This is a genomic window from Streptomyces angustmyceticus (assembly GCF_040701845.1).
In the GTDB taxonomy this organism is placed as follows: domain Bacteria; phylum Actinomycetota; class Actinomycetes; order Streptomycetales; family Streptomycetaceae; genus Streptomyces; species Streptomyces angustmyceticus_A.
In genome coordinates this window covers 195,530-214,188 of sequence record NZ_JBFBHQ010000006.1, presented here as the reverse complement: position 1 = coordinate 214,188, position 18,659 = coordinate 195,530, and the positions used below count along the sequence as shown (strand labels likewise).

The 18,659-nt window shown below is 72.9% G+C and carries 18 protein-coding genes; 5 read left to right on the top strand and 13 right to left on the bottom strand.

The window, feature by feature from the left end; all coding sequences use genetic code 11:
• Positions 1 to 39 precede the first annotated feature (39 nt).
• The 3 genes from AB0411_RS16515 to AB0411_RS16505 all read right to left on the bottom strand — a co-directional run bounded on the left by AB0411_RS16515 (position 40) and on the right by AB0411_RS16505 (position 2,424).
• Positions 40 to 288, bottom strand: a complete 249-nt coding sequence (locus AB0411_RS16515) for a non-oxidative hydroxyarylic acid decarboxylases subunit D (RefSeq protein WP_366417987.1) — start codon at positions 286 to 288, stop codon at positions 40 to 42.
• An 87-nt stretch (positions 289 to 375) separates the two neighbouring features.
• A complete protein-coding gene (locus tag AB0411_RS16510) occupies positions 376 to 1,800 on the bottom strand; it encodes a non-oxidative hydroxyarylic acid decarboxylases subunit C (RefSeq protein ID WP_366417986.1) in 1,425 nt (474 codons plus the stop codon).
• Between the two features lie 33 nt (positions 1,801 to 1,833).
• Positions 1,834 to 2,424 (bottom strand): non-oxidative hydroxyarylic acid decarboxylases subunit B, encoded by a 591-nt coding sequence (locus tag AB0411_RS16505; protein ID WP_366417985.1) that lies wholly within the window; start codon positions 2,422 to 2,424, stop codon positions 1,834 to 1,836.
• Positions 2,425 to 2,686: 262 nt separating this feature from the next.
• Here AB0411_RS16505 and AB0411_RS16500 point away from each other — a divergent pair, with 262 nt between their 5' ends.
• Positions 2,687 to 3,577: an AraC family transcriptional regulator gene (locus tag AB0411_RS16500; protein ID WP_366417984.1), complete on the top strand. Its 891-nt coding sequence runs from the start codon at positions 2,687 to 2,689 to the stop codon at positions 3,575 to 3,577.
• 95 nt (positions 3,578 to 3,672) lie between these two features.
• Here the strand turns inward: AB0411_RS16500 and AB0411_RS16495 are convergent, their stop codons facing one another.
• Positions 3,673 to 4,926 carry a LuxR C-terminal-related transcriptional regulator gene (locus AB0411_RS16495; RefSeq protein WP_366417983.1) on the bottom strand — a complete coding sequence of 418 codons (1,254 nt, stop codon included), beginning with the start codon at positions 4,924 to 4,926 and terminating at the stop codon, positions 3,673 to 3,675.
• Positions 4,927 to 5,099: 173 nt separating this feature from the next.
• Here AB0411_RS16495 and AB0411_RS16490 point away from each other — a divergent pair, with 173 nt between their 5' ends.
• Positions 5,100 to 6,035 carry an NADP-dependent oxidoreductase gene (locus tag AB0411_RS16490; protein ID WP_366417982.1) on the top strand — a complete coding sequence of 312 codons (936 nt, stop codon included), beginning with the start codon at positions 5,100 to 5,102 and terminating at the stop codon, positions 6,033 to 6,035.
• A 128-nt stretch (positions 6,036 to 6,163) separates the two neighbouring features.
• Here AB0411_RS16490 and AB0411_RS16485 read toward each other — a convergent pair whose 3' ends face one another.
• A complete protein-coding gene (locus AB0411_RS16485; RefSeq protein WP_366417981.1) occupies positions 6,164 to 6,625 on the bottom strand; it encodes a lamin tail domain-containing protein in 462 nt (153 codons plus the stop codon).
• Between the two features lie 380 nt (positions 6,626 to 7,005).
• Between AB0411_RS16485 and AB0411_RS16480 the strand changes: the two genes are divergently transcribed.
• A complete protein-coding gene (locus AB0411_RS16480) occupies positions 7,006 to 8,346 on the top strand; it encodes a M64 family metallopeptidase (protein WP_366417980.1) in 1,341 nt (446 codons plus the stop codon).
• A 162-nt stretch (positions 8,347 to 8,508) separates the two neighbouring features.
• Here the strand turns inward: AB0411_RS16480 and AB0411_RS16475 are convergent, their stop codons facing one another.
• Positions 8,509 to 10,026 carry a sigma-70 family RNA polymerase sigma factor gene (locus tag AB0411_RS16475; protein WP_366417979.1) on the bottom strand — a complete coding sequence of 506 codons (1,518 nt, stop codon included), beginning with the start codon at positions 10,024 to 10,026 and terminating at the stop codon, positions 8,509 to 8,511.
• Between the two features lie 344 nt (positions 10,027 to 10,370).
• Here AB0411_RS16475 and AB0411_RS16470 point away from each other — a divergent pair, with 344 nt between their 5' ends.
• A complete protein-coding gene (locus AB0411_RS16470; protein WP_366417978.1) occupies positions 10,371 to 11,297 on the top strand; it encodes a CAP domain-containing protein in 927 nt (308 codons plus the stop codon).
• Positions 11,298 to 11,456: 159 nt separating this feature from the next.
• On the opposite strand, the gene AB0411_RS16465 is transcribed toward AB0411_RS16470, so the two are convergent.
• Positions 11,457 to 12,266 carry an alpha/beta hydrolase gene (locus AB0411_RS16465; RefSeq protein WP_366417977.1) on the bottom strand — a complete coding sequence of 270 codons (810 nt, stop codon included), beginning with the start codon at positions 12,264 to 12,266 and terminating at the stop codon, positions 11,457 to 11,459.
• 172 nt (positions 12,267 to 12,438) lie between these two features.
• Here AB0411_RS16465 and AB0411_RS16460 point away from each other — a divergent pair, with 172 nt between their 5' ends.
• Positions 12,439 to 12,948: a MarR family winged helix-turn-helix transcriptional regulator gene (locus tag AB0411_RS16460; protein ID WP_366417976.1), complete on the top strand. Its 510-nt coding sequence runs from the start codon at positions 12,439 to 12,441 to the stop codon at positions 12,946 to 12,948.
• A gap of 9 nt (positions 12,949 to 12,957) precedes the next feature.
• Here the strand turns inward: AB0411_RS16460 and AB0411_RS16455 are convergent, their stop codons facing one another.
• The 6 genes from AB0411_RS16455 to AB0411_RS16430 form a co-directional block, all read right to left on the bottom strand.
• Positions 12,958 to 14,217, bottom strand: coding sequence for an amidohydrolase family protein (locus tag AB0411_RS16455; protein ID WP_366417975.1), 1,260 nt, complete (start codon positions 14,215 to 14,217; stop codon positions 12,958 to 12,960).
• Positions 14,214 to 14,741: a nuclear transport factor 2 family protein gene (locus AB0411_RS16450; RefSeq protein ID WP_366417974.1), complete on the bottom strand. Its 528-nt coding sequence runs from the start codon at positions 14,739 to 14,741 to the stop codon at positions 14,214 to 14,216. The genes AB0411_RS16455 and AB0411_RS16450 overlap by 4 nt, the downstream gene beginning before the upstream one ends.
• Positions 14,742 to 14,818: 77 nt before the next feature.
• The gene (locus AB0411_RS16445) at positions 14,819 to 15,496 is read right to left on the bottom strand and encodes an O-methyltransferase (protein ID WP_366417973.1); all 678 of its coding nucleotides are present in this window, start codon (positions 15,494 to 15,496) and stop codon (positions 14,819 to 14,821) included.
• On the bottom strand, positions 15,493 to 16,434 hold the full coding sequence (locus tag AB0411_RS16440) for a TauD/TfdA family dioxygenase (protein ID WP_366417972.1): 942 nt from the start codon (positions 16,432 to 16,434) through the stop codon (positions 15,493 to 15,495). The genes AB0411_RS16445 and AB0411_RS16440 overlap by 4 nt, the downstream gene beginning before the upstream one ends.
• Entirely contained in the window at positions 16,431 to 17,999 is a 1,569-nt protein-coding gene (locus AB0411_RS16435; RefSeq protein WP_366417971.1) for an AMP-binding protein, read from the bottom strand. Before AB0411_RS16435 ends, AB0411_RS16440 begins: the two co-directional genes overlap by 4 nt.
• The gene (locus AB0411_RS16430; protein ID WP_366417970.1) at positions 17,986 to 18,636 is read right to left on the bottom strand and encodes a thermostable hemolysin; all 651 of its coding nucleotides are present in this window, start codon (positions 18,634 to 18,636) and stop codon (positions 17,986 to 17,988) included. The genes AB0411_RS16435 and AB0411_RS16430 overlap by 14 nt, the downstream gene beginning before the upstream one ends.
• Positions 18,637 to 18,659: the final 23 nt, after the last annotated feature.

Below are 18,659 nucleotides of genomic sequence, written 5' to 3'. Positions count from 1 at the left end.
GTCGTGGGAGCGGTCCGGGCCTGGTGCCCGGACCGTTCCTCATGCGGAGGTCCGCAAGGGAGGGACGGCAGGCACGTCCGGGGCGTGGTCGATGTCGTCGGCGGTCAGCCGGAAGCCGTCGGGGTAGGCGTCGCGGCGGGTGCGACGGTCCGGCTCATCGGTGCGCCAGCAGTAGAGGCAGCGTGCGCACTGCAGGACGTCCCAGACACCGGGGACGGGCGAGGCGAAGAGGTGCGCGAGGGTGGTGTGCGCACAGCGCGGGCAGCAGGTGGCGGCGGCCTCGGTCATGGCGTGCTGTCCTTTCATGGAGGGGAGTCACGTGGCGGGGAGTCACGTGGAGGGGAGTCGTGTGGAGGGGAGTCGTGTGAGGCGGCGTCAGCGCCGGCCGGCGAGCTGCTGGAGCTTGGCGAGCCAGTGGCCCGTCTCGGGCAGGTCGCGGACCTGGTTGCCGTAGTTGCCGCGGCCGTCGGGGGCGACAGGGGTGGTCGCGTCGATGATGAGCTTGTCGACGATACCGGCGGGCTGTGCCTGCGGCGCCAGTTCGAGGACGGGCAGCCGAGGGACCTGGACGAGGTCGCCCGCCGGGTTCATCTTGGTGGACAGCGCCCACATCACCTGCGGGAGGTCGAACGGGTCGACGTCCTCGTCGACGACGATGACGGTGGCGGCGTAGCCGAGGCCGTGCGGCGTGGTCAGCACCCGCATGCCGACCGCCTTGGCGAAGCCTCCGTAGCGCTTCCTCGTCGAGACGATGACGACCAGGCCATGGGTGTACATCGCGTTGACCGCCTGGACCTCGGGGAAGTCCGTCTTCAGCTGCTGGTACAGCGGGACACAGGTGTTGGCGGCGATCAGGTAGTCGACCTCGGTCCACGGCATGCCGAGGTAGAGGTGTTCGAAGACCGGGTGCGTGCGGTAGGAGATCTTGTCGATGCGCAGGACGGGCAGTCTGCGGCCGCCGGAGTAGTGACCGGTGAACTCGCCGAAGGGGCCCTCGATTTCGCGCTTGCGGCCCTCGGTGACGCCCTCGATGACCACCTCCGATCCCCACGGCACCGGCAGGCCGGTCAGCGGGGCCTTCGCGAGCGGTGCCGGGGCGCCGCGCAGGGCACCGGCCAGTTCGTACTCGTTCTCGTCGTACTTCATGGGGGTCGAGGCGACGAGGGAGATGACCGGCTCGTTGCCGAGGGCGAGGGCGACCGGCAGGTCCTCGCCGGCCTCCTCGGCCTTGCGCAGGTGCTGGGCGACGTCGTGCATCGGCACCGGCTGCAGTGCGAGCCTGCGGCGGCCCTTGACCTCGGCGCGGTAGATCCCGACGTTCTGCTTGCCGCTGTGGCCGGGGTCCTCGGGGTCCTTGGAGACGACCGCGGCCTTGTCGAGGTAGAAGCCGCCGTCGCCGTCGTTGAGGCGGATCAGCGGGAGCACCGTGAAGATGTCGACCGCGTCGCCGTCCATGGTGTTCTCGGCCCACGGCGGGGCGCCGCGCCACTCCGGCGCGACGGGGAACCGCGCCCAGCGGCGGATGAACTCCGCCACCTGCTCCTTGGTCCCCGTCTCCTTGGGCAGACCCAGCGCCAGGGCGTGATTGGCCCAGGAGCCGTGCACGTTCATCGCGATACGGGCGTCGGTGAAGCCGCGCACGCGGTCGAAGTACAGGGCCGGCGCCGCGTCGCCCAGGCGCGGGGCCGCGTTGGCGGCCGCGGCGATGTCCGGCTCGGGCCGCACTTCTTCGGTGATGTGCAGCAGTTGGCCCTCCTCGTCGAGGGCCGCCAGGAAGCTGCGGAGGTCGTCGTATGCCATGGGTGCTCCTCGGTGGGGCGGGGGTGTCGGGGGTCAGGCGGCGGGCTTGACCGCGCGGGCGGCGCGCATGCCCTCCCAGCGCTTGGCGTCGGGCGCGGGCAGGCCGAACTGGTCGAGGATCCGCGCGGTGAGGTGGTCGACGAGGTCGTCCACCGTCTGCGGGTGGTGGTAGAAGGCGGGCATCGGCGGCACCATCTGCACGCCCTGGCGTGCGAGGGCGAGCATGTTCTCCAGATGGATCTCGCTCAGCGGTGTCTCGCGCGGTACGAGCACGAGCGGGCGGCGCTCCTTGAGCACCACGTCCGCAGCACGCCCCAGCAGCCCGTCGGCATAGCCGGCCCGGATGCCCGCCAGCGTCTTCATCGAGCACGGCGCGATCACCATGCCGTCCGTGCGGAACGAGCCCGAAGCGAGGGTCGCGCCCTGGTCCTCGGGCCGGTGGGTGACATCGGCGAGCGCGCTCACCCCGGCGACCGAACGGCCGGTCTCCAGCTCGATGGTGGTCCGCGCCCAGCGGGAGAGGACGAGATGGGTCTCGACGTCCGGCAGTTCGGCCAGGGCCTCCAGGAGCCGGACGCCGAACACGGCGCCCGTCGCTCCCGTCATCCCCACGATCAGTCGCACAGTGGTCAGCTCCTCGGTTCGTCGGACGGCACCCGGGCGGTGCGAGACCGGTGCACGGTGGGTGCCGAGGCCGGTGCACGGCAGGCCGGTGCACGGCAGGCCGGCAGAGCCTTGGCACCGGTGGAGGTGCACTGGACCTTTCGGTCACCGCATCGTCATGCCGGATTCGGGTCGCGTCCGCCCGCACGTGGCCCGACCGGCCTCGTCACCTCTCACGCTAGGCGCGAGTCGCCCCTTCGAAGCAGTACGCTGAGGACACGCTATGGACAGAAACGGACCGTCTGATGTCACCGAGGTCCCCTTCCGGGCCTCGGCGGGAGCCCCGCCCGGCGCGGAGGTCCTCGGTTTCGCCGATCTGCTCGCCCGCGCACAGGGGCACGGCATCGACCCGTACGCGACCAAACGCCTCGCCTTCCACGAGCTGATCGCGGTGCGCACCGGCACCCTGCGCTGCTCGGTCGACTTCACCGAGCACGAGCTGACCCCGGGCAGCTGGCTGTGGGTGCGCCCCGGCCAGATCAGTCAGTACCGGTCCGACCTCACCCGGGCCGAGGGCACCATCGTCCTGTTCCTGCCGGGCTTCCTCAGCCCGGCCACCGCGGATGCCGCCCGCGTCGACCGGCTGGACGGGACCCGGCCCCTGGCCCCGCAGGGCGCGGAGGGGGATGCCGTACGGCGCGTCCTGGAACTGCTGGAGAGCGAGTACCGGCAGTTGGCCGGCCTGCCGCTGGAGGTGCATCTGGAGGTGGTGCGCCATCTGCTCGCCGTCCTCGTCCTGCGGCTGGCGCAGGTGCGCGGCGCGCAGGGCGGGGACGAGGCGGGCAGTGCGGCCTTCCGGAGTTTCCAGCAGGCCGTGGAGGCCGACTTCGCCCGCAGCCACCGGGTGGAGGAGTACGCCAGGAAGCTGGGCTACAGCGTCCGCACGCTCACCCGCGCAGCCCACGCCGCCGCCGGGTGCGGCGCCAAGCGCTACATCGACGACCGGGTCCTCCTGGAGGCCAAGCGTCTGCTGGTGCACACCGGCCTCACCGCCACCGCCATCGGCGACCGGCTGGGCTTCCCGGACGCCACGGTCTTCACCAAGTTCTTCCGCCAGCGGGCCGGCGAGACCCCGGCCACCTTCCGCAACCGCGCCCGGGGGAACCGTCCGTGACCCGGCGCCGGGTCCGCGGGCACCACGACGGCCGGCCGCCTGTCGACGCACTCGTGGCACGCCACGGGGCAGCCGATGCACCCGGCCCGCAGCCGTTACGCCACCGTGTGGAAGAGCGCCGCCGCCTCGCCGCGTGAGCCGACGCCCAGTTTGGTGAGGATCTTGGCGACATGGAACTTCACCGTCGACTCGCTGATGTGCAGCTCCTGCGCGATCGCACGGTTGCGGCGGCCGAGCGCCAGCCGGGCCAGCACTTCCAGTTCCCGCTCGCCCAGCGAGGTGAGCGGGTCGGGGGCCGGGTCCGGGGAGATGCGCAGCGGGATCGACGCCGAGACCGTGGTCCCCCACCCGGGTACGGCGTCGACGTCCAGCCGCCCGTCGAGCACGTCGAGGCGCGCGAGGACCCCGCCGTGCGCCACCTCGTCGCGGGTGAGCGTGCCGGGCCCGTCGTCGCGCACCGTCGCGCGCAGTACGTCGTCGGTGAGCTGCCAGCCGATGTGGACGCGGCTCACCTCCGCCTGCTCCAGCACCCTCAGCAGCAGCGTCCGCACGACGGCCCGCGCGGTGTGCGCCACGTCGGCCGCCACCGTCCGGGCGGAGTCCGGCGCGCCCAGCTCCAGCCGTACGGGGCTGTAACGCACCAGCGGCCGCAGCGAGTCGGCGAGCCGGGCGAAGGCCTGTGCGGCCGGCTCCTCGGCGATCTCCTGGTCCCGTTCCGCCTCGGCCCGCAGCTCCACCAGGGCCGAGACCGCCAGGTCCGTGGCGGTGGCGCGGGCCGCCGCATCGTCGAGGGTGCGACTGCGCAGCACGCCCAACACCCCGGTGAGCGCGGCCGAACAGGCCTCGCCCAGTTCCGCGATCACCCGGGCCCGGGTCCCGGCGGCGGTCCGCGAGCGGGCCAGCGCACCGGGCACGGCCTCCGCCGCCAACCGGTCGAAGTGGCTGGTGACCACGTCCCACAGGGCCTGCACCAGGACGGCCGCCGGTTCGTCGACCGGGGCGGCGTCACCGTCCCTGACCAGCAGCAGGACGGCGCCCCGGAGGGTCGCGTGGCTCGTCACCGCGAGGACGGGCAGGTCGACGCCGGCGAGCGTGCCCTGCCACGGGCGGACCGGGATGCCCGAGGCGAGCAGCGGCGCCAGGTGGGCGGTGGACAGCCGGCCGGTGAGCTCCGCATCGCCGTACGTCTTGAACGGGGAGTGCGCGCAGTGCGTGGAGAGTTCGGCGACCGCCCGGTGCGGCACGGATCCGGCCAGAACGGCGGAGAGCCGGGGCAGGATCTCGCCCAGGGGCTGGCGGATCACCTCGTACGCGGCGGTCAGGGCGGGCACGGATCCGGTCAACTCCATATGCCTCAGCGTAGCCAGACGCGCCGGGGCGGGGCCCGGCCGTTCGGCCAGGCCCAACTGTCCCGATGGCCGGCGCAGCGCCGCTCTTCGCACCCGAAGCTGAAGCCGTGCATCCGTTGCGGTCCACACCTTCGATGAGTCCCATATCCCATGCCTGGAACGGGGAGACCTCCATGCGAGCGATCATCTACAACGAATTCGGCGGACCTGACGTCCTCGCCCTCGGGCACACCGACAAGCCGGTGCCCGGACCGGGGCAAGTACGGGTGAAGGTGGTGGCGGCCGGCGTCAATCCGCTGGACCACAAGCGGCGCTACGGGTGGGTGGAGCACTTCTACCCGACGACGTTTCCCGCCGTGCCGGGGCTGGAGTTCGCCGGGGTGGTGGACGCGATCGGCGACGCGGACGGCCACGGGCCCCTCTCGGGAGAGGCGCTCGCCGTCGGCGACGAGGTCTTCGGCTTGACCAGCACGGGTTCCTACGCGGAGTACGCCCTCGCGGAGCACGTCGCCCGCAAGCCCGCCGCGCTCTCCTTCGAAGCCGCGGCCGCCCTCCCGGTGGCCGGCGAGACGGCGCAGCGGGTTCTCGGCACACTCGGCCTGATGACGGGCGAGACGCTGCTGCTGCACGGTGCGGCGGGGGCCGTCGGCCAGGCCGCGGTCCAGCTCGCGGTGGCGTCGGGCGCCACCGTGGTCGGCACGGCGTCCCCGGCCAACCACGATTTCCTGCGTGCCCTGGGCGCGGTCCCGGTGGCCTACGGGGCGGGCCTGGCCGACCGGGTACGGGCGGCCGCGCCGCAGGGCGTCGACGCGGTCCTCGACGCGGCCGGCCAGGACGCGCTGCCGGTCTCGATCGCCCTGCGCGGCGGCACGACCGACCGCATCGTCACCATCGCCGATATGCACGCCGCGGACCATGGGGTGGTCTTCTCCGCGGGCGGTACGCCACCGGAGCAGGTTCGGGCGATCATGGCCGCGCACGCCCGCCTGGCCGTCGAGGGCAAGCTCGCCATACCCGTCGTCGAGACCTTCGCGCTCGCCGACGCCGCGAAGGCCCAGGAGCTGAGCGAGGCGGGGCATGTGCGGGGAAAGCTGATCATCAAGGTGTGAGCCGTGCGGCGTTCGGCGGCTCCCGCACGGCGGTGCGCCGCAGACAGGCCGTCTGCGGCGCACCGGGTGGCACAAGCTCCGGCCGGTGAGGGAGGGGCGACCCCCTCACCGGTCACCTGCGTTCCGGGTCAGTGACGGCGCCCCCACGCCACGGTGTCGACGACCCGGTGGCGGTCGCTGCGCAGGGTCGCTTCGTCCCGGAGGTTGTCCCAGACGTAGGCCCGGCGGTTCTGGTAGACGTCATGACGGTTGTCGCGGCCGATGCCGGTGTGGACCCGGACCTGGCTGCGGCCGTTCAGCCGCAGGTTGCCGAAGCGGTAGGTGTGCCCGCTCTTGTCGGACAGGCTCCAGCCCTTGATGTTGACGGGCGTGCGGCCGGTGTTCCGTACCGTCACCCACTCCGCGTTCAGGCTCCGGTTGGAGCGGTCGTCCCGTCCGGGGCTGTCGTACTGGACCGCCCCCAGCACGACCGCGGACCGCGTGGGGTGCGGAGCATGGTGGCCGGCCGCGGTGGCCGGGAGGGCGGCGGTGGCTGCGAGGGCCGCGGAGCCCAGGACCACCATGGCAACACGCGAAGCGTTGGGGAACATCGAACCTCCTGCAAGGGGCAGCCCTGTGCGGGCGCCCAAAAACCGGACGCCCGGCCGGTTTGACCGGGCCTCCATAGATTGACCGCCCGTCACCCCTTGGCAGGGGAAATGCCCTTTGATGTGACACAACACAGACATCTGCACCACCACACCGCGCCAGGCGCGCACGCCCCCGCGCTTGCCCCGCCCCCCACAACGCCACATACACGTATCCGCGCCGGAAGGGGCACCGGGGACACCCCGCTCCTCCCGCAACTCGCCTGACCACTACGAAACTTGGACCTCATGCGTTGCTTGGAACCCCCGGAGCCTCTACGTTGAGCGCGCCTGAATCCGGCTCAACCCGCCGCCTGTGCGGCGGGCTTCGGGAGGAACCCCCCATGCGCAGACGCACCTCCAAGGACACCCCCAGACGCCTGTCCATACGCACCGCGGTGTCGGCCGCCCTCGCCACGGTGACACTGGCCGCAACGGCCACCGCGGCCACCGCCCAAGGCGCCGCCCCGCCCTCGTCCCCCGCCCCGCACGGGCCGCGCACCCAGCAGGTCGAGTACTTCACCGAAACGACCGGCCACCCCCGGCACACCACCGTTCCGGCCTCCCCACCGCTCTCCCCCGCCGAGAAGACCGCGATCGCCGGCGACGGCGATGTCACCTCGATCGTGCAGAACGGCCCGGTCGGCACCAAGCTCGATGTGGTCTTCGTCGGCGACGGCTACACCGCCGCCCAGCAGGAGGACTTCCACGCCGACGTCCGCGCCAAGTGGGCCAAGATGTCCGCCGTCGAGCCCTACGCCTCGTACGCCGGACTGTTCAACGTCTGGGCCGTCGACGCCGTCTCCAACGAGTCCGGCGTCTCCGGGGACCCCACCCAGGACGTGGTCCGCGACACCGCCCTCGACTCCGCCTTCTTCTGCGACGGCACCGAGCGGCTGCTGTGCGTCGACACCGGCAAGGTCGAGTCGTACGCCTCCAAGGCCCCGGCCGCCGACCTCGTCGTAGTGCTCGCCAACTCCACCAAGTACGGCGGCGCCGGTTACAACGACGTCTCCTCGCAGGTCGGTTACGACGGCATCGCCACCGCCTCCTCCGACAACGACCGGTCCGACCAGATCGCGGTGCACGAGACGGGCCATTCGCTCGGCAAGCTCGCCGACGAGTACGACTACGGCGAGTCCGGCACCTACTCGGGCCCCGAGCCCGCCGAGGCCAACCTCACCACACTCTCCGCCGACCAGATGACCGCACAGCGGCAGAAGTGGTACCGCTGGATCGGCCAGGAGTCGCCGGACGGCGGTGCGGTCGGCGCGTTCGAGGGCGGCGGCTATTACGAGCACGGGCTCAACCGGCCCACCGAGAACTCGATCATGCGGACGCTCGGCCGGGAGTTCAACCTCCCCGGCCGGGAGGGCATGATCGCGGGCTTCTACCGCTATGCGAGCGTGCTGAGCAGCCCCGTGCCGACCGACCGCGCCGTGCCCCGCACGGCCCGTCTCCGGGTCGGCGCACCCGCCTCCGCGCAGGTGAAGTGGTATGTCGACGGGCGCGAGCGCAAGGCCGCGCGCGGCCGGTCCACGGTCGTCGTACGGGCCCTCGGCGTCCCGCACGACGGTCGCACCCATACGGTCACGGCCAGGGCCACCGACCGTACGGCCGCGGTCCGTGACCCGGCGCTGCGCAAACAGCTGTCGGCGAAGCTGAGCTGGCGGGTGGCCCGCTAGGGCCTGTCGTCACACTCCTGCCGCTGGGCCGGGGCGGCGGTGCCTTGCCGCCCCGGTGCCGGGCGTCTTGGTGCCGGGCGGGTGGCGGGGCGGGCGGGTTCACGCCCGCCGCCCGGCCACCCCACGGGAACGCGGTCGGCAGTGGTGCCCGGCGCGCGCAGCTCAGCGCGGCGCCGCGAGGTCCTGGGTCCACCAGGGTCCGCCCGGTCCCTCGACGACGCCGATGCCGACCGCAGTGAACGTGCAGTCGAGCAGGTTGCCGCGGTGCATGGCGTCGCCCATCCAGTCGTTGACCGCCGCGGCGGCGGTGCGCGGGCCGCGGTCGAGGTTCTCGCCCCAGCTGCTCCACTGGTATCCGGCGGCGGTGATCCGGTCGTCGGGTCCGGTGCCGTCCGGGGCGTCGTGCTCGTAGTACTGCCGTGCCGCCATGTCGGCGGAGTGCCGGCGCGCCGCGGTGTGGAGTCTGCGGTCGATGCGCAGCGGCCCGCAGCCGGCCCGGGCCCGCCGGGTGTTGATGAGTGCGGTGGCCTGTTCTTCGAGGCTGGGCGGGGTGGGGGACGGTGTCGCGGACGGGGTGGGGGACGCGGTCGCGGTGCGCGAGGGCGTGGGGGTCGGGGTGGGTGTGGGGTGCCGCGTCGGCGAGGGCGCGGCCACCGTGCGTGCCGCCTTCGGCTCCGTCTTCCGTTCCGCCTTCCGGTCGGCCGGCGGGGCACCGGGCCACCACCACAGGGCGGCGGCGACGGCCACGGCGAGGGTGGCGGTCCCCGTGACGGCGGTGCCCTTCGTCACCCGGCGCGGCCGGGGCAGCCGCTTCGGCAGCGGATGGGTGCCGGGTATGCCGGAGCCGTGGTGCGCGGGTGCCGCGGTCGTCGCCACCGTCGCGGCGGTGGGGGCCGGTGCGGCGGGCGGGGCGAGGTGCGACGGCAGCGGCAGCAGGGCGAGGCCGGCCAGCAGCCCCTCGGCGGGCAGCAGGTCCTTCCAGTGTCCGGAGCAGGCCGCGCACCGGCGGGCGTGGCGGGATATGCGTTTGCGCCAGAGGGCGCAGGGTTCGTTGTCCCATGTGGCCGTCAACCGGGTCAGATCGGGGCACGGCGGATCGGCCGCGAGCGCGCGCACCACCACGCGTCCGGCCTCCAGTTGCTCCTTCATGCGCTGCACCCGGACCGCCGCATGACGTGAGCCGATCCCGACGGCGGCGACCAGCTCCGTCCTGGTGATCTCCCCGGCGGCCTCCAGCCACCACAGGGACAACAGCGACCGGTCCCCCTCGTCCAGCCACCGGGTGGCCGCGGCGACTTCACGACGCTGGCCGGAGAGTCCCAGTTTCAGGATGGTCAGGTCCACGAAGTCGGCGGAGCGGTCGGCCCGTTCCGGCGCCTGGTCCAGGCCGACGAGGGGCGCCTTGCGGTCGGTGGTCCACCGGCGGCGCACCTGGTTCATGGCGATGGCCACGAGCCAGGAGCGGAAGGACGCCGGCTCCCGCAGGTCCGCCAGCGACTCCAGGACGCGCAGCATGGTCTCCTGCACCACGTCGTCGACGTCCGCATGGCCGTCCAGTGCACGTCCCACGACGTTGTAGATCAGCGGCAGGTAGGAGGCCAGGAGTTCCTCCCGGGCATGCTCGTCCCCGGCCTTGGCGGCCTCGACGGCTGCCGTCCCGTTTTCCTGCTTCACGCCCATTCATCCCTGTTCGTTCGTGCGTACTCGTAGCCCCCGCACCCAGGTGATCCCGTGGGCTCGTCGCGATAACAGAAAAACCTACGCGGATCCGGAGAGCGACGACGCACGGGGAACGGCCCGGGCGTCGTCCGACGAGTCGTGGTCCGGTGAGGGGTCGTGGCGCCGGCCCGGAGAGGGCTGTGGGGCGCCCGGGAAAACGCGGCAAAACTTTTTTCCCGCTTTCCGTTATCGGCGCCCGGCCCCGGGGTCTCCCCTTGTGTCGGCCGCCACGGACCGCCGTACGGGCCATGCGCCGCGCGGCACCGCCGGCCGGCAGATCCCCGACCCCCACAGGAAACGGAACCATGAACAACGACCACCACCTGCAGCCCGAGTTCCACGACGAGGCCCCGACCGGGAACGGCCGCCGGGCGGACGCGTCCGCCGCGCATCGGCGTTCCGGCCCGGCCGGCGGCGGCCGTTCGGGCGGCCGGCACGGACGCAACGGCGGCCTGCACCGCGGTGGCAGCCGCCCCGGGCGGAAGGCCACCCTGCTGGCGGTGGCCTCCGTGGTCGTCGTGGGCGGGTCCTGCGTGGTGCTGATACGTCCCGACTCCGGGGCCGACCGGGCGCTCGCGGCGGACGGGGCCGCGCAGGCCGCTCCGGCCGCCACCACCCCCGCCTCCCCGGAGCCGACCGCTTCGCGCTCGCCCAAGAGCCATGAGCCCGCGGCCTCCCCGTCCGCGACCGAGCGGCACCGCAAGCGGCACGCGACGCCCCGGCCGCAGGCCTCCCGCACCGGCGGCAGCGCGGACCCGGCCAAGAGCGTCACGCCCCGCGCGGCCCGCCCCGGGTCGGGCACAGGGGGCGGCGCCCCGGCCGGCACGGGTGCCGCGAAGGGCACCGCGGCGGCGTTCGCGCAGAAGATCGTCGAGTTGGTCAACGCCCAGCGGGCGCAGCACGGTTGCGGGCCGCTCAGCGTCGACCGCCGACTGCAGGCCGCGGCGCAGGCCCACTCGGACGACATGGCCGCGCGCAACTACTACGAGCACAACACCCCGGAGGGCGTCGACCCGGGCACCCGGATGACCAAGGCCGGTTTCCCGTGGGCCAGTTGGGCGGAGAACATCTTCAAGAGCCCCAAGGACCCGGCCACGGCGATGGACGGCTGGATGAAGAGCCCGGGCCACCGGGACAACATCCTCAACTGCTCCTACAAGTCCACCGGCGTGGGCGTCAATCTCAGCGCCAACGGACCGTGGTGGACCCAGGACTTCGCCACCCACTCCTGATCCGCCACCGAGCCCTGGCCGGCCCCCGGACGGTCCGGCCCGGCGCCGCCCTCGCTCCTTCTCCGACTTCTCCGGCAGAGACGGGGGCGGGGGCGGCCCGGGGGTCCGGCGGCCCGGGCCGGCCCTGGCCCCGGGCCGCGATGCCGCGGCACCGCGGGGTCAGCCGGGTACCGGGGCGAAGGTGCGGTCGAGGAAGCCGTCCAGGCTGCGCCGGGCCGTGTCGCCGTGCGGGCCGGTGAAGATCTCGGCGGCGTGGAGGGTGCCGGGCAGCACGGTGACCTCGGCCTCGGGGAAGCTGCGGGCCACCTCGCGCAGCTTCCCTTCGTCCGAGAGCGGGTCGTCGGCCGTCCCCAGGAGCAGCAGTTCCCCCTTGTAGGAGGCGCCGCTCCCGGCGGAGTAGCCGCCCAGTGAGGCCAGCGGGCTGATCCCGGCGACGCCAATGGGGCGGGCGGTACGGTCCGTCAGCATGCCGAGCATCAAGGTGCCGCCCATGCAGCCGCCGACCCAGGCCACGTTCGAGGTGCCGCGGGAACGGAGCAGCCGGGTGGCGTCGGACACGGTCCGGCGGCGGTCCGTTCCCCAGTCGAAGGTGACGACGTGGTAGCCGCCGGCCGCGAGCCGCTTGGCCTCGGATGCCCACTCGCAGGCGTCGCCCCAGGAGATGGGCGCGAAGACCACCCCGCGGGGGCCGCTGCCCACGGTGACCATACGGCCGCGGCCCGAGGAGCCGGGCAGACGGTACGCGGTGGCGTCCCGGGCACCGCGGTAGCACGACGGCAGCTGGTCCGGTGCGGCGCTGAACTCTCGCATTCCGACGATTCCTTCCTGGGTGGAGCGTCGCTTTTCCGCCACCTCGCCCCCTTGTGGGGCGGTGTCCGTGGCGCGACCGGCGCAGGAGGTGACACCGGTCAGCGCCAGAAGCAGGGCCACCGTCAGGGTCGCTGCACGCTTGGACTCACGCTTGACCATACGAGAAGCATAGAGAGAAAGCATTGAGAAAAGCTATATTGAAAGGTAGATGGAAAGCTTTTCACGGTGTCTGCATGCGGCAGTCACACGGTCTCCCCAGGTCAGAACGCACCTGTCCGGACGGTGAGATATCTTTGGACTGAGCTATTCGGTAGAGGGAAGGCGGTTCTCGGTGGAGCCTGACCACGTAGACGAGATCATCTCGGCATGGGGACACGAGCTGCCCGAAATCGCCGGTCTCCCCCTGGAATTGGCCAAAAGGAGCGCCCTGCTCGTTTCGGCCTTCGATGTCGCCGCCGGTGCCGAACTGGAGAAGCTGGGGCTCACCCAGGCCGAGTACGGCGTCCTCGCCACCCTGCGGCGGATCGGCGCTCCCTACCGTCTCAAGCCGACCGACCTCACCCACGCCCTCCTGCTGTCCTCCGGCGGCACCAGCAATGTCGTCAAGCGCCTGGTGGCCGCCGGCCATGTCACCCGCGCCGCGGCCGAGGACGATGCCCGCAGCAGCTGGGTGCAGCTCACGCCGCGCGGGGTGGAGACCGCCGAGGCGGCGGTGCGCGCCACCACCGCCGTGCACGCGCGCCTCGTCGACCGCATCCCGGAGCGCACCGCGAAGGCCCTCAGCGAGCAGCTGCGGATCGCGCTGGCCGCCATCGAGGAGGGCGTGCTGATCCGCCGCTGACGCAGCGGGTCAGCCGGCCAGCCGGTCGCGCACCTCCTGGGCCCGGGCCAGCAGCCCCGGCAGCCCGGCGTACGCCAGCCTCCCCTGCCGCTTGGCGATCCGCCCGGCGACCAGCACGGTGTCGACATCGGCGCGGTCCATCGACGACACGACGGCCGCGGCGGCGTCGTACACCGGCGCCACACCGGGCCGGTCGGTCCGCAGCACGATCAGATCCGCCTGCTTGCCCGGGGTCAGCGAGCCGATGCGGTCCGCCATCCCGAGCGCCTCGGCGCCGCCGAGCGTGGCGAACTCCAGGACCTCCCGCACCGTGAGCAGGGGGGCGTCCGGGCCCGCATGGCCCTGCAGCGCAGCGAAGCGGCCGATCTGGAAGGCGGCCCGCATCTGCGTGAACATGTCGCCGGCCGCGGCGACTTCGACGTCGGCGCTGAGGCTGGGCCGCAGCCCGGCGGCCACCGCCGCGGCGAACGGCGGCAGCCCGTGGCCCATGGTCATTTCGATGGCGGGCGCGACCGACAGGGCCCCGCCGCTGTCGTGGATCAGCCGCAGCTCACCGGCGTCCATCCCGGTGCCGTGGATGAACACCGTCCCGGGCCGCAGGACGCCCAGGCGGCGCAGCCGGGAGACGGGGCTGCCGCCCCGGACGTGCAGGGCGGTCGGCAGGTCCAGTTCACGGGCCAGGGACCAGCCGCGCCGGATGGTCTCGTCGCTGCCGGCCTCGGCGTTGAGCGCCATGGTCACCAGGGCTTCCCCGGCGTGCAGTCTGCCCGTGCGGACCCGGCGGGCGTCCTGGGCCGTGCCGTGTCCGTACGCGAAGACGCTGCGCAGCCCGGAGCCGGTGAGGGCGTCGAGCAGGGCGTCGGTGTGCTCCTCGGTCGGCTTGGGGACGTTGGAGATGTCCTGGACGGTGGTCACCCCCGCGTCCAGGGCGCCCAGCGCGCTGAGCAGGTTGCCGAGGTGGAGGTCGTCGGCGGTGAGCCGGGGGGCCTGGGTGTGCAGTACGGTCGCGAAGTACTGGTCGAGGGTCTGGTCGGCGCCGCTGCCGCGCAGCGCCGCCTGCCACATGTGCCGGTGGGTGTCGACGAAGCCGGGGAGCACGAGGCACCCGCGGGCATCGATGCGCTCGTCCACCCCCGGCGCGTCGATGCCGGGGCGGACGGCGGTGATCCGGCCGTCCTCCACCAGGATGTCGGCGGACGGCAGTTCACCGAGGGCCGGGTCCATGGTCAGGACGCGGCCCCCGGTGACGAGCGAGCGGGCGACGGTCATGCAGTGCCCCACCCCTGCGGCGGTTCCAGGCGGCCCATCTGGAGGTTCCAGTACTCGGTGTTGCGCCGGCAGCGGCCGTCGGGGGCGAAGAGCAGGATGTTGCTCTCCAGGAAGGTGACCCAGTGGTCGCCGTCGGGGTTGATGGCGGGGGCCTTCAGGGTGACCCAGAGTTCGACGGCCGCCCGGTTCCCGGTGACGACGGGGGTGCCGTGACGGCCGGTCATCTCGCTCTGGCCGGCGGTGATGTCGCGCCAGTAGCGGCCGATGGCATCGCGGCCGCGGAAGGTCTGCGCCGGGACGCCGGGCACCGCCTCGTACAGGGCGTCGGGGGTGAACAGCCGGACCGCGGCGGTGTCGTTCTTGGTCCGCCAGGCCTCCAGGTAGGCGTCGGTCCAGCGGGAGACGTCGGCGACGGTGAGGCGGCCGGTCTGCTCGGCGGCGTGGGCGGTCGGTGCGACGGCCGCCAGGGGAAGTGCGGCGAGGCCGGCCCGGAGCAGGGTGCGGCGTGGGGTGCGGGGGTTCACGGGTCTTCAGTGCCCTTTCGGTGCGTACGGGGTGGTGCGCCGGCCGGCCCGGGCGCGGGGCCGGGCCGGCGGCGGCGTCATGCCGGGTCCTGCAGGCGGAGCGAGAACTCGATGCCGTCGCCCAGCGGAAGCTGCTGGGAGAGGTAGCCGTTGCCGGCGGTTCGGACGTGGTCGGTGAACTCGGGCGGCAGCATCGGCAGGTTGTCGGAGACGACCAGGGAGCCGGCCCGCAGGGCGGGTTCGAGCACTTTGAGGACCGGCAGGTAGAGCTCCTTCCATCCGTCCAGCAGCACCAGGTCGACCGGGCCGGGGAGGGTGGCGAGCTGTTCGCGGGCCTCACCGGTCCGGATCTCGGCGTAGGCACCGAGCCCGGCGCGCTCCAGGTGGCCGCGCGCACGGTCGGCCTTGCCGGGGTGGAGCTCCGAGCCGATGATGCGGCCGCCGCCATTGTCGCGCAGGGCGGCTGCCGCATAGAGCGTCGAAGCGCCGAAGGACGTGCCGAACTCCACGACGAGGGCCGGCCGCAGGCTCCGTACGAGCTGGTACAGGAAGGTACCGACCTGGGGGTGCACGGGCAGCGCGGCCTGGGCACAGAGGTCGGCGGCCTCCTGGGCGGTGGGCGGCTGCGGCCAGTCCGCCGCGGTGGCGTAGGCGCGTTTCATCACCTCCGGGTCGTGGTGCTCGGCGGTGCGGGCGATCTCGTCCAGCACGGCGCTCACCCGGGTGTCGTCGAGGCCGGTGGGTGCGGTCGTCATCGCTCGGCCCTCCCGTCCCGCACGGCGGCCAGCAGCGCGGGGTCGAGGTAGCTCTGTGCGTTGTAGACGGTCCGGTCGGTGTCGAGGACCTCGCGCCGGCCGTGCATCACCCGGGTGTTGTCGATCAGCGCCAGGTCGCCGTCCCGCCAGTCGAGTTCCTCGGTGATCTCGGTGGTGAGGCGGCGGAATTCCTCGAGGAGGTCGTCGGGTATGTCGGTGCCGTCGGCGAAGGTGATGTGCGGGGCCTCATAGTTGTACGAGGGGCCGAAGATGCTGTTGGCCCAGGCGAGGCGGCTGCCGAAGAGCGTGGCATGGGCGGCGCCGGTGCGGAACGCGTAGTGCAGGGAGCCGTCGTCGTTGAGCTGGAGGGTGGTCGACACATTGCCGCCCACCAGCTCCTTCATATCGGCGAAGGTGATGTCGTCGAGCTTCTTGCGGCCCTCGGTCTGGTGGCAGACGAACGCCTTCCACTTGGGCTCCTCGACCCGGCGGCTGTACATGATGTCCTTGATGCCGAAGACCGCGCGGGCCGTGTCACCGGCCGCGTCCCAGACCCGGTAGCCGTCGCAGACCGTGGTCTGCGAGCCGCTGGCGGCGGCCTTCTCGCACAGGAACCAGGTCAGGTCGGGGCCGAAGGGGCTGTTGCCGTTCTCCAGGTGGAGGCCTACCGCGCCGGTGCCCGCGTCCACCTTCTGCGCGACCTCGCCGCCGTGGAAGGAGCGGGCCGGGTCGAGGGTGATCCGGCTGGAGTGCGCCTTCACGAACGAGGTGAACTCCTCCAGGTCGGTGCGGAAGCCGCGGAAGAGCAGGAAGCCGGCGTCGGCGAGCAGGCCGGTGACCCATGCCGGGTCCAGGGCACCCAGCGAGCTGTCCCCCGCGGGTTGCACGAGCCGGCCGGTGGCGGCGCCGTAGGGCCGGACGTCAGCGGTCGTGGTCATGCGTCAGCTCCTTGGTGGTCGTACAGCGTTCCGTTGGACAGCGCGGTGCGGACGGCCGCCCGCATGGGCCTGCCGGTGACGGTGAAGAACCTGCGGTAGAGGCGTTCGTCGGCCACCGCGAGGTGCGGTACGGCGACCCGTTCCACCTCCGAGAGGTGTGCCTCGCCGAACTCCCGCACGGCCGCCCCGGCCGCCGCGAGATCGGTGGATCCGTCGACGAGGAAGAGCCCGTGGAGGACGGTGAGTCCGTCGCCGACCACCGCGACGGCGCGGACGAACGGAAGCCGGGCGTACTGTGCCTCGACCCATTCGGGGGCCACGTTGCGGCCGGCGGCGGTGATGATGACGTTCTTCTTGCGCCCGGTGATGCTGAGGAAGCCCTCCTCGTCGACCCGGGCCAGGTCGCCGGTGCGCAGCCAGCCGTCATCGGTGAGGACGAGGCTGGAGGGGTCGTCGCGGGTGTAACCGGCGAACAGCGAGGTGCTCTTGACCAGGAGTTCACCGTCGTCGGCGATCTTGACGCGGACGTGCGGCAGCGGGCGGCCCACGGTGCCCGGGCGCCGGGCGGACGGGGTGTTCCAGCTGACCACGGAACTGTTCTCGGACAGCCCGTACCCCTCGTGGACGGGCAGGCCGTGCTCCTCCAGACGGCGCAGCAGCTCGGGGTGCACGGGCGCGCCGCCGCAGCAGATGAGCGGTGCGCCGGGCGTCCCGAACAGGGCCTCCGCCGCGGGGCGTCCGCGGTCAGCGGCCTCGTCGGCGGCGGTGGCGAAGGCGTCGACGAGCGCGGGGGTGGCGACCATCGCGGTCGGGCGGGACGCCGCCACATACGGCAGGGCGTCGGTGGCGGCCGCCGCCGCGGTGCCGACCAGCGCCTTGCCCGGCGGCATCAGGACCAGCGTGCCGCCGTCGAGCAGGACCAGATAGAGGCCGGTGACCTGCTCGATGAGCAGGCTGAACGGGACGAGGGAGAGGTAGCGGGCGAAGGCTCCGCGGGGCATCACCGACCGCAGCGAGCCCAGCAGTTCGTTCAGCGCCGCCGCCCTGATCCGCACGCCCTTGGGGCGCGAGGTCGTGCCGGAGGTGTGGATGACCTTGCACTCCCAGTCCGTGCCGGCGTCGGCCGGCCGCAGCACCAGCGGCGCGGCCGGCGCCGGCTCGTCCACGGACAGCGGCAGCACCCTGCACTGCGGGCGCAGGACCCGGTCCCTCCCCCACTGCTCCAGGCGCTCCTGCCCGGCCGCGTCCGCCAGGCACAGGTCGGTCTCCTCCAGCAGACCGGCGGCCTGCTCGGCGGAGAAGGCCAGCGGGACCGGCACCTCGATGGCGCGTGCCGCGATCAGCGCCAGGTCGGCGACCACGAATTCGGGGGTGTTGCCGCAGACCACGCCGACCCGCGGCGGCCGGCCGTCCCCCGGACCGATCCGGTCGGCGAGTTCGGCGGCCCGGCGGGTGACCTCCTGGTAGCTGAGGGTCCGTGCCGGGACGCCGTCCTCCCCCAGCACCTCGATCATCGGGCGCGCGGACTCGCCGAACCTGACCAGGCTCTCCCTAATGACCCGCATGACCGGCCACCTCCATGGCGCTGATGCTCAGTTGGAGGTCGGTGACCGAGTAGCGTCCCGTGGTGTCGGAGAAGAGGCGGTCCAGGGCGTTCAGCGCGATGACGCCGACCTGTGGTTCGTGGTCGTAGTACGAGCCCCAGCGCGCCGCCTCGTCGGGAGACAGCCGGCCGGGGTCGGCGGGCCCGAACGGTACGAAGCAGATGCCGGTCCGGCCCAGCATCGTGATCAGGCTCCGGGTGACGGTGCACAGGATGTACTCCATGCCCAGGCACCAGGAGATGATCGGGGTGGCTCTGATCAGTTCGCGGCCGACGGAGGCGCGGCGGGTGGCCAGCGCCCCCACCTCCACCACGCGTCTGCGGTCCACGGTGACCCCGAGGTGGGCCAGCGCGGCGTCCTCGACCCCCGTGTCGAGATACCGCTCGGAGAACAGTTCTTGGTCCCTGCCGAAGGTGAGCCCCGCGCAGGCCAGTGGCGGGCAGGGCTCGGTCGCCCCGCCGCAGGCCGGCCGGGCGACGATGAACGAGTCGGGCCGGGGCGCCACATCGGCGCCATATGCCTGGGCGTACACCTCGCGAGCGAGGTCCGCGGCGTCCAGCCATGAGCTGGTCGCCCGGTGTGCCAGATCGATCTGCACGGTGCTCCCCCCTTCCCCGGCTG

What these genes read in the sequence shown, in the direction of transcription:
- AB0411_RS16435 (WP_366417971.1), bottom strand. Translation starts at nt 17,999, where the DNA reads ATGCGGGTCATTAGGGAGAGCCTGGTCAGGTTCGGCGAGTCCGCGCGC.
- AB0411_RS16510 (WP_366417986.1), bottom strand. Translation starts at nt 1,800, where the DNA reads ATGGCATACGACGACCTCCGCAGCTTCCTGGCGGCCCTCGACGAGGAG.
- AB0411_RS16490 (WP_366417982.1), top strand. Translation starts at nt 5,100, where the DNA reads ATGCGAGCGATCATCTACAACGAATTCGGCGGACCTGACGTCCTCGCC.
- AB0411_RS16495 (WP_366417983.1), bottom strand. Translation starts at nt 4,926, where the DNA reads ATGGAGTTGACCGGATCCGTGCCCGCCCTGACCGCCGCGTACGAGGTG.
- AB0411_RS16485 (WP_366417981.1), bottom strand. Translation starts at nt 6,625, where the DNA reads ATGTTCCCCAACGCTTCGCGTGTTGCCATGGTGGTCCTGGGCTCCGCG.
- AB0411_RS16440 (WP_366417972.1), bottom strand. Translation starts at nt 16,434, where the DNA reads ATGACCACGACCGCTGACGTCCGGCCCTACGGCGCCGCCACCGGCCGG.
- AB0411_RS16465 (WP_366417977.1), bottom strand. Translation starts at nt 12,266, where the DNA reads ATGGTCAAGCGTGAGTCCAAGCGTGCAGCGACCCTGACGGTGGCCCTG.
- AB0411_RS16470 (WP_366417978.1), top strand. Translation starts at nt 10,371, where the DNA reads ATGAACAACGACCACCACCTGCAGCCCGAGTTCCACGACGAGGCCCCG.
- AB0411_RS16475 (WP_366417979.1), bottom strand. Translation starts at nt 10,026, where the DNA reads ATGGGCGTGAAGCAGGAAAACGGGACGGCAGCCGTCGAGGCCGCCAAG.
- AB0411_RS16455 (WP_366417975.1), bottom strand. Translation starts at nt 14,217, where the DNA reads ATGACCGTCGCCCGCTCGCTCGTCACCGGGGGCCGCGTCCTGACCATG.
- AB0411_RS16500 (WP_366417984.1), top strand. Translation starts at nt 2,687, where the DNA reads ATGGACAGAAACGGACCGTCTGATGTCACCGAGGTCCCCTTCCGGGCC.
- AB0411_RS16445 (WP_366417973.1), bottom strand. Translation starts at nt 15,496, where the DNA reads ATGACGACCGCACCCACCGGCCTCGACGACACCCGGGTGAGCGCCGTG.
- AB0411_RS16480 (WP_366417980.1), top strand. Translation starts at nt 7,006, where the DNA reads ATGCGCAGACGCACCTCCAAGGACACCCCCAGACGCCTGTCCATACGC.
- AB0411_RS16515 (WP_366417987.1), bottom strand. Translation starts at nt 288, where the DNA reads ATGACCGAGGCCGCCGCCACCTGCTGCCCGCGCTGTGCGCACACCACC.